The sequence below is a fragment of the Roseobacter sp. genome, from assembly GCF_039970775.1.
GTDB lineage: Bacteria > Pseudomonadota > Alphaproteobacteria > Rhodobacterales > Rhodobacteraceae > Roseobacter.
Window position 1 is genome coordinate 41,218 of the sequence record NZ_JBDVLG010000034.1, and the last position, 12,565, is coordinate 53,782.

Here is a 12,565-nt window from a genome sequence, read left to right on the forward strand (position 1 = left end):
AAGGCTGATGTTTTTGTGTGTTTTCGTAACAAACCATGTAACAAACACTGTGATCCGTTAACATCGGCGCGAGGTTTGCGACAAGTTGCAACAATCAGCGGGGGTTAGCCCGCCGTGTTCAACACGCGACTTGGGTGCAATTCGCCCGATTTGTAGCGCCCGATGGCCACGGCGCGCCCGTCATAGGACGCCCAAGCCTCTTCGCCGTAGTCGACATCAGTGGCCAGAACCATGCCCGGGTTGCCATTGCGCAGGCGCGTGGCACCTTCGGCGGTGGCTTTGACCTCGGGCAGATCCACAAACGCCTCTTCGATGGGGCGCAGATGGGTATCAAGGTCGGGGGTGCGGGCCATCTCTTCGATCTGTTCCAACGTCAGCCCGTCTTGGGCGTCAAACGGGCCCGACCAGATACGACGCAGGTTGCGCACGTGGCCATAACAGCCCAACGCCTGCCCCAGATCGCGGGCAATCGACCGTACATAACCGCCCTTGCCGCAGGTCATTTCCAGCGTCACGTGGTCGGCATCGGGGATATCAACCAACAACAGACTATCGACATACAAAGGCCGCGCGGCGATTTCCATGGTTTCGCCATCGCGAGCGCGTTTGTAGGCGCGTTCTCCGTCAATCTTTACGGCGGAAAATTGCGGTGGGACCTGTTCAATATCACCAATGAACGCACCGAGGGCCGCTTTGATCTGGTCTTCAGTGGGGCGGATGTCGCTGCTGGCGATCACCTCGCCTTCGGCGTCATCGGTGTTTGTCGCCTGACCCAGACGCACCGTGAATTCATAGGCTTTCAGCGCGTCCGTTATATAAGGTACCGTTTTTGTGGCCTCGCCCAAGGCAATTGCCAAAACACCCGTGGCGTCGGGGTCAAGCGTGCCTGCGTGCCCGGCCTTTTTGGCGTCCAACGCCCAACGGACCTTGCCCACCACTGCCGTGGAGGTCATGCCTGCGGGCTTATCAACGACCAGCCAACCTGAAATCTCTCTGCCGTGACGTCTGCGTCCCATGGTGTCCTCGCGGTTTGTGCGACAGGCGCTCTATCTGCTTGGGCGGCAAACGGCCAGAGGCGATTGGTGGTTTTGATCAGGAAATCGATCTGTGGTTAATTCGCCGGGGCAACGACCCCAACAATGGGGCCTAGGCTAAAGCCAAAATCGCTGCGCCCCAGATCTGGTGCATAAAGCCGCGAGATCTTGCCATCAAAATACAGCGCATTGGGCAGGTTCAGATGGTCGCGAAACAGCAGGCCAAAATCATAGAAATTCACCGGTTGGTCGGAAATGACAAAGACCACGCGCCGCCCATCGGCGGATGTACCCACCCCGTTGCGGATATATTTAGAGGTGCCGTCTTCTAAGAACCGCGGATGCAGCGCGCCGTCGATCACCAACATTGGGCCCGATTGGGTGGCGTTGTCGCACGCCGGTGATGCGGCCACGAATCGCGCGGTTTCAAACACATCCGCACGTCCGGGACGCAGGCAAAACACACCATTGGGCAGCAGGCCGAAATTGCCGGGGCCGGGGGCTTCGATCACGCGCATAATTTCGTGACCGTCTTGGATATACAAACCAACGGGCGCGCGGTCGCTGTGGTACATACCTGCGTTCATGGCAAACCGCAGGTGCAGATTATCGGGCGCCAGCGCGCGGTTGACGCTGGAAAACTGCCCCAATGGCGCGCCGTCGTCGTCATAAAGAAACAGCGCCAGCGTTTCGTCGTGCGCGTCAACCTCGCAGATCGTGTAGGGGGTGTCGCGCACCACCTCTGTGCGGCACTCCACGGCACCAGCAGACTGCGCCACCAGCGCGATCCCACAGGTGACAAGCAGCGCACGGATCATTCGGGTTCGTGCTCCTCGGGGTCGTCTTTTTCAGTGTCGCGGCGCACATCATCGCGGCCCAGCATCTCGCGGGTTTCATCCATGCGGTCAAAGGTTTCGTCCAGTTGGAACCGCAGGTCAGGCGCGAATTTCAACGCCAGTTTCTTGGACACCATCCGGCGCAATTCGCCTTTGTTGCGCGCGAGCAGCGAGATGACCTCGCCTTGGCCCTGCCCGCCAAGCGGCAGCACATAGGCGGTGGCAATGCGCAGATCCGGCGAGGTGCGGACCTCGCCCACGGTGATCGACATGCGGTTCAGGTCGGGGTCGTGCACGTCACCACGCGCCAAGACCTCTGACAAGGACCGCCGGATCAATTCGCCCACACGAAGCTGACGTTGCGACGGGCCGGGCCCGTCATGAAATTTGTTCTTTCCCATGAGGGTCATTTAAGCGCTCACCAAGGCTTTGCCAAGCGGAGGTTGTCGCGATAAGCAATGGCACGAAACAACCATCGGTCAGCAAGTGGAGTATGCAGCATGGGTCAGCCAAGAAATGTCGTCGTGACCGGGGTGTCGGGCCGGATGGGTCAGATGCTGGTGCAATCGATTGCGGGATCGGATGATATGGTGCTGAGCGGCGCCCTAGAGCGCGCGGGCCACGACTGGGTGGGGCATGATCTGGGCACTGCCATGGGGGCTGCGGCCACGGGTGTTGTCGTGACAGATGATATGGCGCAGGCGCTGGCAGGTGCAGATGTGGTGATTGATTTCACCGCACCGGCGGCGACCATCGCATTGGCACAGGCGGCGGCGGCTGCGGGTGTGGCCCATGTGATTGGCACCACGGGCATGACCGCCGGCGAGATCGCGCAGCTGGATGGCCCCGCGACACAGACCGTGATTGTGCGGGCTGGCAACATGAGCCTCGGGGTGAACCTATTGGTGCAATTGACTAAAAAGGTCGCTGCAGCGTTGGATGACGACTATGATATTGAGGTGATCGAGGCGCATCACAACCGCAAGGTCGATGCGCCGTCGGGCACGGCGTTGATGTTGGGCGAAGCCGCCGCCGAAGGGCGTGGTGTATCGTTGGACGATGTATCGGACCGGGCCCGTGATGGGATCACCGGCGCGCGCGAAAAGGGCCATATCGGGTTTGCGGCCATTCGTGGGGGCGACATCATTGGGGAACATGACGTGATGTTTGCAGCGGCAGGCGAGCGGATCACCCTGCGCCATGTGGCCTCTGACCGGTCGGTGTTTGCACGCGGGGCTTTGAAGGCCGCGCTGTGGACCGCAGGTAAAAAACCGGGGGCGTATGATATGCTGGATGTGTTGGGCTTGTCTGAGGATTGATTAACCAAGGGCCATTTAAAAAAGAACCGACTGCGGGCCGAACGCGTATATTTTGAAACGGAATATGCGTGGAGTTGGGTGCGATGAGTGTTTTCAGATGGTGTGTGGTTGCTGTTGTGGCGGCGATCGCTGGCCCGGCATCAGCGGAATTTGCCAAGGTTGCGAGCCAGCAGGAGTTCATCTCCCTGATCGAGGGGAAAGAACTGCGCCGCCCGCTTGTGAAAATCGAGGTGCTGTCTGGCGGAGAGATTTCTGGCACGGGGGCTGCGTGGCCTGTGACCGGAAACTGGACATGGTCGGACGGTTATTTTTGCCGCGATTTGTTTTGGGGTGGGGACCCGCTTGGGTATAACTGCCAAGAGGTCATGGCTGCGGACGGGCGGATTAGATTTACGTCAGATCGCGGTGCAGGCCCGTCAGCCGAGTTTCGCATGCGGTAATGCCGCGCACCTGATCCAAAGGAACGCGCTGCGCGCGTACGACATGCGCCCGTTCCGGGCCATTGGTGCCCGGCCTACCCGTTTGCGTTAAAAATCGACGGCGAGGCCCTTTTTTTCCCAGTCGCCATAGCGCACGGGTTCGGGGCCATCGCGCCCGCCCAGTTCTGTGGGCAGTTCGAGGGCGGCGGCTTTTTTGCGCCGGTCTTCGGCTTCGGCCAGTGCGCGTTTTGCGGCAGGTGGCAGGGGTGTTTGTTCGGGTGTGTCGGTGTCGTTTGTCATGAGCGGGCCTCGCGTATCGCTATACGCTTGATATACGCCGGAGTTTGGCGCAGACAACCCGGCAGTATTCACTGGAGCCTTATGCATGTCCGATACCGGCGTTCCCGCACGTAGAAGTGCAGTTTATCTGCTTGATCAGATCCTTGGCGAAGGGCGGCTGATGTCAGAGCTGTTGGGCGCTGGGGTATTGGATAAGTTGCCTGCGGATGATCGGGCGCGGGCGGCGCGGTTGGCGTTGGAAACTTTGCGTGGGTTGGAGCGCGCGGACCGTGTGTTGCAAAAGCATCTGACAAAACCGCCGTCGCTGACGGTGCGCAATGCGTTGCGGGTTGGCACGGTGGAGCTGTGTCAGGGTGCGCCGGCGCATGGGGTGGTCAACGCGATGGTGCAGTTGGTGTCGGGCCACAAACGGTTGGGGCACCTCAAGGGGTTGACCAATGCGGTGTTGCGCAAGGTGGCGGCTGATGGCCCCGAAACATGGGCGGCCCTGCGCGCGCCGCGGTTGCCCAAATGGCTGCGCAAACCGTTGGTTGATGCCTGGGGCGCCGAGGCCGTGGGGGCCATGGAGGCCGTGCATTTCAGTGGTGCCCCGTTAGATTTGACCCCCAAGGGGGATGCCGCAGCCTTGGCGCAGGCCACCGGTGGTGTGGTGTTGCCGACCGGGTCTGTCCGGGTTGCAGATGCGGGGCAGGTATCGGCTATGCCGGGGTATGACGCAGGCGATTGGTGGGTGCAGGATGCAGCGGCGGCCCTGCCAGTGCAGGTTTTGGCCCCGCAAAAGGGTGAGGTGGTGCTTGACCTATGTGCCGCGCCGGGCGGCAAGACGATGCAACTGGCCGCAGCCGGTGCGACGGTCACTGCGGTGGACGATTCGCAGGGCCGCATGACGCGGGTATCAGAGAACCTTGCGCGCACGGGGTTGTCGGCCCAGTTGGTGGTTGAGGACGCGCGCGCGCATCAGGGCAGCTATGATGCGATCTTGTTGGATGCGCCATGTTCTGCCACCGGCACGATTCGGCGGCACCCGGATTTGCCCCACGCCAAGGACGGTGCGGAATTTGGTGATTTGATGGCGTTGCAGGCGGAATTCATCGACCACGCGTGGTCTTTGCTAAAACCCGGTGGGCGGATGGTGTTTTGCACCTGTTCGCTGTTGCCAGACGAGGGCGAGGTGCAGGTTGACGAGGCCTTGGCCCGCCACCCAGATATGTGCGTCGATGCCGATGCCGTTGTGTTGCCGGGCGTTGATGAGACGTGGCGCACCGACGAAGGCGGGTTGCGATTGCGTCCTGATTATTGGGCAGATCGAGGCGGCATGGATGGGTTTTACATGGCGTGTTTGCGCAAAGCCTGACGCCATCGGCGGACAGTAAATATAATCCGGTGACTTGAACCGGCAGTCGGGCTAACATGTGTCGAAGCGCCGTTAGAGCGTTTGCAGGCAGAGTGACCCTCCATGTCCGACACCAGAAGTTTTGCCACCCGTAAGGTGCATTTCCTGAACCGCTGGCATGCCGCGCAGGCAGGCCGGATGCGCGCGCGCGCGGTTGGGTTTGTGTCGTCGCCCGAACCGCGCACTATCGGCAGTTTTGCCCGTGGGCGGCAGTTGTTGGCCGGGAATTTCCTGTTTGCGGGGCATTTGCTGGAACACCGCGATACGGATCTGTGGGATCTGCCCGTGCCCAGTGCGGCGTTCGAACAAGAGATCAACGGGTTTGTGTGGCTTGATGATCTGGCCGCCGTGAGGGATGCGCCTGCGCGCGCGGCGGCACAACGTTGGCTGTGGAGTTGGATTGACCGGTATGGTCGGGGGCGCGGGCCCGGCTGGACCCCCGATTTGACCGGACGGCGGTTGATCCGGTGGATCAACCACGCGCTGTTTGTGTTGCGGGGCAATGACGCGCCGGACAGTGATGTGTTTTACCGCAGCCTGCACCGGCAGACCCATTTTCTGGCGCGGCGTTGGCAGGGGGCGGCCAGAGGGCTGCCGCGATTTGAGGCGCTGACCGGGTTGATTTATGCGAGCCTGTCGTTGGAAGGTCTCGAAAGCATGGCCGAGCCTGCGGTTATGGCGCTTGCCCAAGAATGCGAGGGGCAAATTGATCAGCAAGGCGGGCTGCCCACGCGCAACCCCGAAGAACTGCTAGAGGTGTTCACCTTGCTGACGTGGGCGGCCGCTGCGCTGACCGATGCGGGGCGGGTCCCGTCGGATGCACATCTTCAGGCGATCGACCGTATCGCGCCCACATTGCGCACGTTGCGGCATGCCGACGGGGGCCTTGCGCGGTTTCACGGTGGCGGGCGCGGGGCCGAAGGCTGGCTGGATCACGCGTTGGCGCAGGCCAAGGTCAAGACCCGCCAGCCTGATGGCTTGTCGATGGGGTTTGCGCGGGTGTCGGCAGGGCGCACCAGCGTTGTGGTGGACGCCAGTAAATCGCCTGCTGGGCGGGCGTCGCACAATGCACATGCCTCTACGTTGGCGTTTGAACTGACGTCGGGGCGCCGCCCGTTGGTGGTTAACTGCGGGTCGGGGCGGTCGTTTGGGGCCGAATGGCGGCGGGCCGGGCGCGCGACCCCGTCCCATTCCACGCTGTCGCTTGATGGGTATTCCAGCGCGCGATTGGGGGATGCCGATGGGACGACGGGCCGCGAAGAACTGATCGAAGGGCCCACCAACGTTCCCATCGAAATCGGACAGGTCAGCGATGGTTTGCGGTTTCAGGGCGGCCACGATGGGTTCGCCGCGACCCACGGGCTGATCCATGCCCGGACCCTAGAGATGACGTTTGATGGCCGTGCGCTGGCGGGCGAGGACATGCTGCTTGCGCTCAGCGACACCGAGAAAAAGCGGTTTGATCGAGCGCTTGATGCCACAAAACTACAAGGGGTTGCCTATGATCTGCGATTCCACCTGCACCCGGACGTCGATGCGACGATTGATCTGGGCGGGGCTGCGGTGTCTATGGCGCTCAAAAGCGGTGAAATCTGGGTGTTTCGCCATGATGGCACGCAAAACCTGACCTTACAGCCGTCGGTTTACCTTGAAACCGGGCGATTAAAGCCGCGCGGATCAAATCAGATTGTCCTTTCGGGCAAGGCTATGTCATACGCCACGCGTGTTCGGTGGTCCTTGTCCAAGGCGCAGGACACAGCCGTTGCCGTCCGTGATATAAAACCGAGCGGCCCTGACCTGATAGTTGAGCCCTAAAGGACCCTGACCATGACCGATCTTGCCCCTCTGCGCCGCGCCTTGCTTTCTGTATCTGATAAATCCGGGCTGGTGGAATTCGGCAGGGCGCTGGCTGCGCGCGGGGTCGAATTGCTGTCTACGGGTGGCACTGCGAAAACCCTGCGTCAGGCGGGCCTTGAGGTGCGCGATGTGGCTGATGTGACCGGGTTCCCCGAAATGATGGATGGCCGCGTCAAGACGTTGCACCCGGTGGTGCATGGTGGCCTGTTGGCGTTGCGCGATAATGACGACCACGTGGGCGCGATGCAGGCCCATGATATTGCGCCCATCGATTTGGTGGTTGTGAACCTGTACCCGTTTGAGGAAACCGTGGCCAAAGGCGCCGCCTACGGCAATGTGATCGAAAACATCGACATTGGTGGCCCGGCGATGATCCGGTCTGCGGCCAAGAACCACGGCTTTGTCACGGTGGTGGTGGATGTCGAAGACTACGACACCGTGTTGGCGGAACTGGATGCCCAAGACGGCCAAACCACCTACGCGTTGCGTCAAAAACTGGCGCAAACGGCCTATGCGCGCACGGCTGCCTATGACACTGCGGTTAGCACTTGGATGGCGGGCGAAGTTGCGCAAACGCCGCGTCGTCGGACATTTGGCGGCACCTTGACACAAACTCTGCGCTACGGCGAAAACCCGCACCAGCAGGCCGCGTTCTATACCGATGGCAGCACCGCCCCGGGCGTGGCGACCGCGCAGCAGCATCAGGGCAAAGAGCTGAGCTATAACAACATCAACGACACAGACGCCGCCTTTCAGTTGGTCAGTGAATTTGACCCGGCGCAGGGCCCGGCCTGTGCGATTATCAAACACGCCAACCCTTGCGGTGTCGCACAAGGCGCAACCCTGACAGAGGCCTACACCCGCGCGTTTGACTGTGATCGTACGTCTGCGTTTGGCGGTATTATCGCGCTGAACCAACCGCTCGATGCGGCCACCGCCGAAGAGATCAGCGCGATCTTTACCGAAGTGGTGATCGCGCCCAGTGCAGATGCCGCCGCGATGGAGATCTTTAGCAAAAAGAAAAACCTGCGGCTTTTGACGACCGGTGGCTTGGCCAACCCGCAAGCGGCGGGTTTGGCTGTGCGGCAGGTGTCGGGCGGGTATCTGGTGCAAGACAAAGACGTGGGGCAGATCACGGCGGATGACCTCAAAGTGGTCACAAAACGCCAGCCTTCCGCACAAGAACTGTCGGATCTGCTGTTTGCCTGGACCGTTGCCAAACATGTGAAGTCCAACGCGATCATCTACGTCAAGGACGGCGCGACAGTGGGCGTCGGGGCGGGCCAGATGAGCCGCGTTGACAGCACCCGGATCGCCGCGCGCAAGGCGCAGGACATGGCCGAAGCGATGGGCCTGCCTGCCCCATTGACCCAAGGGTCTGTGGTGGCGTCTGACGCGTTCTTCCCCTTTGCGGACGGTCTTGTGACTGCAGCCGAGGCCGGGGCAACCGCGCTGATCCAGCCGGGCGGTTCCATGCGGGACGACGAAGTGATCGCCGCCGCCGATGCTGCCGGTCTGGCGATGGTGTTTACCTCCATGCGTCATTTCCGGCACTAAATAGGGGGTCCCTATGCGCGCATTGGTCTGGGCCGCAATTGCGGCATTCGTCCTTGATCAGCTTAGCAAATACGTGGTGATCCATGTGATGCAGCTGTGGCGTGTCGGGGCCATCGACGTTTTGCCCCCGGTCATAAATTTCCGGTATGGCGAAAACCGCGGCATCAATTTTGGGCTGTTTGGCGGCGGGTCCGACATGGGGCGCTGGGTGCTGATCGCGGTGGCCTGCGCGATTTGTGTCGGGGTGCTGATATGGGTCCGGCAACAGCGGTTGGGTCTGTGGCCCATGATGGGGGCCGGGCTTTTGATTGGCGGCGCGTTGGCCAATGTGTTGGACAGGCTGCTGTACGGCTATGTGCTGGATTTCCTGAACATGACTTGCTGCGGTATCAACAACCCGTTTGTGTTCAACTTGGCGGATGTGTTCATCTTTGGTGGGGCGCTTGCGTTGGTGATGCTGGCACCCGCCCCTGACACGCCCCGGAAAAAAGGCCAGTGACATTCCCCGTCAGGCTGGCGTATGAACGAGGAGTTCGCGAGGAGATGTATATGCGCCGTGCGTTGGCCCTTATTGTGATAACCGCTTTTGTCGGTGCGTGTTCCAACACGGGGCTGCGGGATTTGCAGTCCAATTCACGCGGACCGGATGAATTTATCGTGGAACCGCGCGAACCGTTGCAGACCCCCGATGACCTGCGCAGCTTGCCCACGCCGACCCCCGGACAGACGAACCTCACAGACAGCAACCCGGTGGCTGATGCGGTGATCGCCTTGGGTGGCCGCCCGTCAGAGGCAACAGAGGTCCCGGCGACGGATGGCGCCTTGGTGACCGCCGCGAGCCGGTTTGGTGTGACCGCAACAATCCGTGAAGATCTGGCCGAAGCGGATGAAAAATTCCGCCGCCGTCAGGGTCGTTTCACGCAGTTTAAACTGTTTCCCGAAGACCGTTACCTGCAAGCCTATCAACGCCAACAGCTGGATGCGACCGCCACCGCCGACCAATGGCGCCGGGCCGGTGTCAGCACGCCAAGTTACCCGACAAATTGATGTGCGCCCGGTGGGGGGCTCACATTCGTGATAGCGTGACTTGAACCGTTGGCATGGCGCCGTATGTCTTGTGGGACACGATCTGTTTGACCCCAAGAAGGACAACCCATGATCCGACTTTCGCTGTTTGCCGCCGCCATGGCGGTTTTGCCCACCCTTGTTGCTGCCAACGAAGAGGCCGTGACGACATTTGCCCTTGAAAACGGGATGCAGGTTGTTGTGGTTGAAGACCACCGCGCGCCAGTGGTCCAGCACATGGTGTGGTACCGCGCCGGGTCGGCGGATGAACCCAAAGGGTCCTCTGGGGTTGCGCATTTCCTTGAACATCTTTTGTTCAAAGCCACCGACACGCTGGAAGCAGGCGAGCTTTCGGCGACGGTGGCGCGCAATGGTGGGCGCGACAATGCGTTTACGTCCTACGACTACACCGCCTATTTTCAGCGGGTCGCCGCTGACCGGCTAGAGCTGATGATGCGCATGGAAAGCGACCGTATGCGCAACATTCGTCTCACCGAAGACAACATCAACACCGAACGCGATGTGATCATCGAAGAACGCAACCAACGCACAGAAAACAACCCCGGTGCGCTATTCGGCGAACAAATCGCCGCCGCGCAGTTTCTAAACCACCGCTATGCCGTGCCGATTATCGGCTGGATGCACGAGATGCGCACATTGGATATGGATGACGCGCTGGGGTTCTACGAAATCTATTATTCGCCCAACAACGCGATTTTGGTGGTGTCGGGCGATGTGACGCCAGACGAGGTGCGCACCCTTGCCGAAAAATATTACGGCGTGATCCCGGCCAACCCTGACCTGCCCGAACGCACGCGTACCGAAGAGCCGCCCCAGACCGCAGAGCGCCGCCTGATTTTTCGCGATGCGCGGGTGGCACAGCCCTACGTGCGACGGTCGTATTTGGCGCAAGAACGCGACCCCGGCGCACAGCAAGAGGCCGCCGCGCTGACCATTCTGGCAGAAATATTGGGCGGTGGAACGACATCTTATCTGACCAATGCCCTGCAATTCGATATGCAGATTGCAACCTATTCGGCCGGGTTTTACCGGGGGGTGTCTTTGGATGATGCGACGTTCAATTTGATCGTTGTGCCCCGCCCCGAGGTCAGCCTGCAAGAGGCCGAAGACGCGCTGGATGCGACCATTGCTCAGTTCATGATCGACGGCGTTGACCCAGAACAGCTCGACCGGATCAAACGTCAGATCCGCGCCAACCAGATTTATGCGCGCGACGATGTGGACCAGATCGCGAACCGATATGGCCAAGCGCTGGCTGTGGGGCTGACGGTCGAAGATGTGCAGGCGTGGCCCGATATCCTAGAGGCCGTCACCGCCGATGACATCATGCAAGCGGCGCGAAATGTGTTCGATAAACGGGCCTCTGTCACGGGGTGGCTGATGCGCGAGGAGATAACCCAATGATACGCTTTTTCCTGACAATATGTGTTGTTTTGGGGGTTTCGGCCCCGGCCCATGCAGATGTTGAGATTCAAGAGGTCACGTCGGACTCTGGGTTGACGGCATGGTTGGTCGAGGACCATTCTATTCCCTTTGTAGCGCTTGAGTTGCGGTTTCGGGGGGGAGCATCGTTGGACGCGCCCGGCAAGCGTGGTGCGATTAACCTGATGACGGGGCTGCTCGAAGAGGGGGCCGGCGACATGGATGCACGTGGATTTGCGCGTGCCAAAGAAGCGTTAGCCACCAGTCTTGGGTTTGATGTCGGCGACGATTCACTGTCGGTATCGGCGCGCTTTTTGACCGAAAATAAAGCGCCATCAATGGACCTGTTGCGCGCGGCGTTGCAGAATCCGCGGTTTGACCAAGAGGCGATAGACCGTGTGCGCGGGCAGGTTTTGTCTGGCATTCGGTCGGACGCCAAAGACCCCAATGAATTGGCCTCGCGGGCATTTGACGAGATCGCGTTTGGCGATCATCCCTATGCCACGTCGTTAAGTGGCACCCAAGACAGCGTTGACGCCCTGACGCGTGACGACCTGCTGGCCGCCCATGCGGCGGTTTTGGCGCGCGACCGCATCTACATCGGCGCGGTGGGGGATATCACCCCCGAAGAGCTGGCCGCGTTGATGGATGATTTGCTGGCTGATCTGCCGCAGACGGGCGCACCTATGCCGCCGCGTGCCGATGTGGACATCACCGGCGGGCTCAGCGTGATCCCCTTTGCGACGCCGCAGTCGGTGGCGGTGTTTGGTCATGCGGGCATCGCGCAGGAGGACCCGGATTATTTCACCGCGATTGTGTTGAACCAGATCTTGGGCGGTGGAGGCTTCGAAAGCCGTTTGATGGATGAGGTGCGTGAAAAGCGTGGCCTGACCTATGGTGTCTATTCGTATCTGTTGCCGAAAGATTTGGGGGAGGTTTATCTGGGGTCTGTGAGTTCCGGGAACGACCGGATCGCCGAGGCGATTGAGGTTATTCGGGAGCAATGGGCCGTGGCCGCGCGCGAAGGTGTGACGCAGGCAGAACTGGATGATGCCAAGACCTATATGACCGGGGCCTATCCGTTGCGGTTTGATGGCAACGGGCCGATTGCGCGGATTATGGTGGGGATGCAGATGATGGGTTTGCCGATTGATTACATCCCGACCCGCAATGACCGTGTTGAGGCGGTGACGCTGGCGGATGTTGCACGTGTGGCCGATGAATTGCTGGACCCCGAGGGGTTGCATTTTGTGGTGGTCGGCGAGCCCGAGGGGCTAGAGAACACACCCGCCAATTGACCCGTTGTTGTTAAAATGAGGCGCTGACGCGCCACGCCATGTCC

Annotated in this window: 13 protein-coding genes; 9 read left to right on the forward strand and 4 right to left on the reverse strand. The window is 60.7% G+C overall.

Features of this window, described 5'->3' with window-relative positions; genetic code table 11:
* Positions 1–104: 104 nt before the first annotated feature.
* From truB to rbfA, 3 genes are all read right to left on the reverse strand, one after another.
* Positions 105–1,016 (reverse strand): tRNA pseudouridine(55) synthase TruB, encoded by a 912-nt coding sequence (gene truB / locus ABJH13_RS08145; protein WP_348405724.1) that lies wholly within the window; start codon positions 1,014–1,016, stop codon positions 105–107.
* Positions 1,017–1,111: 95 nt separating this feature from the next.
* Positions 1,112–1,852: a phosphodiester glycosidase family protein gene (locus ABJH13_RS08150; protein ID WP_348405725.1), complete on the reverse strand. Its 741-nt coding sequence runs from the start codon at positions 1,850–1,852 to the stop codon at positions 1,112–1,114.
* Positions 1,849–2,271 (reverse strand): 30S ribosome-binding factor RbfA, encoded by a 423-nt coding sequence (gene rbfA / locus ABJH13_RS08155; RefSeq protein ID WP_348405726.1) that lies wholly within the window; start codon positions 2,269–2,271, stop codon positions 1,849–1,851. The genes ABJH13_RS08150 and rbfA overlap by 4 nt, the downstream gene beginning before the upstream one ends.
* 99 nt (positions 2,272–2,370) lie before the next feature.
* Between rbfA and dapB the strand changes: the two genes are divergently transcribed.
* Positions 2,371–3,189, forward strand: a complete 819-nt coding sequence (dapB, locus tag ABJH13_RS08160) for a 4-hydroxy-tetrahydrodipicolinate reductase (protein WP_348405727.1) — start codon at positions 2,371–2,373, stop codon at positions 3,187–3,189.
* Positions 3,190–3,272: 83 nt separating this feature from the next.
* Positions 3,273–3,629, forward strand: coding sequence for a dihydrodipicolinate reductase (locus ABJH13_RS08165; RefSeq protein WP_348405728.1), 357 nt, complete (start codon positions 3,273–3,275; stop codon positions 3,627–3,629).
* Positions 3,630–3,716: 87 nt separating this feature from the next.
* On the opposite strand, the gene ABJH13_RS08170 is transcribed toward ABJH13_RS08165, so the two are convergent.
* Positions 3,717–3,908, reverse strand: a complete 192-nt coding sequence (locus ABJH13_RS08170) for a DUF1674 domain-containing protein (RefSeq protein WP_348405729.1) — start codon at positions 3,906–3,908, stop codon at positions 3,717–3,719.
* A gap of 85 nt (positions 3,909–3,993) precedes the next feature.
* Here ABJH13_RS08170 and ABJH13_RS08175 point away from each other — a divergent pair, with 85 nt between their 5' ends.
* The 7 genes from ABJH13_RS08175 to ABJH13_RS08205 all read left to right on the forward strand — a co-directional run bounded on the left by ABJH13_RS08175 (position 3,994) and on the right by ABJH13_RS08205 (position 12,521).
* A complete protein-coding gene (locus tag ABJH13_RS08175) occupies positions 3,994–5,262 on the forward strand; it encodes a transcription antitermination factor NusB (RefSeq protein WP_348405730.1) in 1,269 nt (422 codons plus the stop codon).
* A gap of 102 nt (positions 5,263–5,364) precedes the next feature.
* Entirely contained in the window at positions 5,365–7,116 is a 1,752-nt protein-coding gene (locus tag ABJH13_RS08180; protein ID WP_348405731.1) for a heparinase II/III family protein, read from the forward strand.
* Positions 7,117–7,128: 12 nt separating this feature from the next.
* Positions 7,129–8,715 carry a bifunctional phosphoribosylaminoimidazolecarboxamide formyltransferase/IMP cyclohydrolase gene (gene purH, locus ABJH13_RS08185; protein WP_348405732.1) on the forward strand — a complete coding sequence of 529 codons (1,587 nt, stop codon included), beginning with the start codon at positions 7,129–7,131 and terminating at the stop codon, positions 8,713–8,715.
* A 13-nt stretch (positions 8,716–8,728) separates the two neighbouring features.
* Complete coding sequence (gene lspA / locus ABJH13_RS08190; RefSeq protein WP_348405733.1) at positions 8,729–9,214, forward strand: signal peptidase II; 486 nt, start codon at positions 8,729–8,731, stop codon at positions 9,212–9,214.
* 50 nt (positions 9,215–9,264) lie between these two features.
* On the forward strand, positions 9,265–9,762 hold the full coding sequence (locus tag ABJH13_RS08195) for a DUF3035 domain-containing protein (protein WP_348405734.1): 498 nt from the start codon (positions 9,265–9,267) through the stop codon (positions 9,760–9,762).
* 108 nt (positions 9,763–9,870) lie between these two features.
* Positions 9,871–11,205: a pitrilysin family protein gene (locus ABJH13_RS08200; RefSeq protein WP_348405735.1), complete on the forward strand. Its 1,335-nt coding sequence runs from the start codon at positions 9,871–9,873 to the stop codon at positions 11,203–11,205.
* Positions 11,202–12,521: a pitrilysin family protein gene (locus ABJH13_RS08205; protein ID WP_348405736.1), complete on the forward strand. Its 1,320-nt coding sequence runs from the start codon at positions 11,202–11,204 to the stop codon at positions 12,519–12,521. Before ABJH13_RS08200 ends, ABJH13_RS08205 begins: the two co-directional genes overlap by 4 nt.
* Positions 12,522–12,565: the final 44 nt, after the last annotated feature.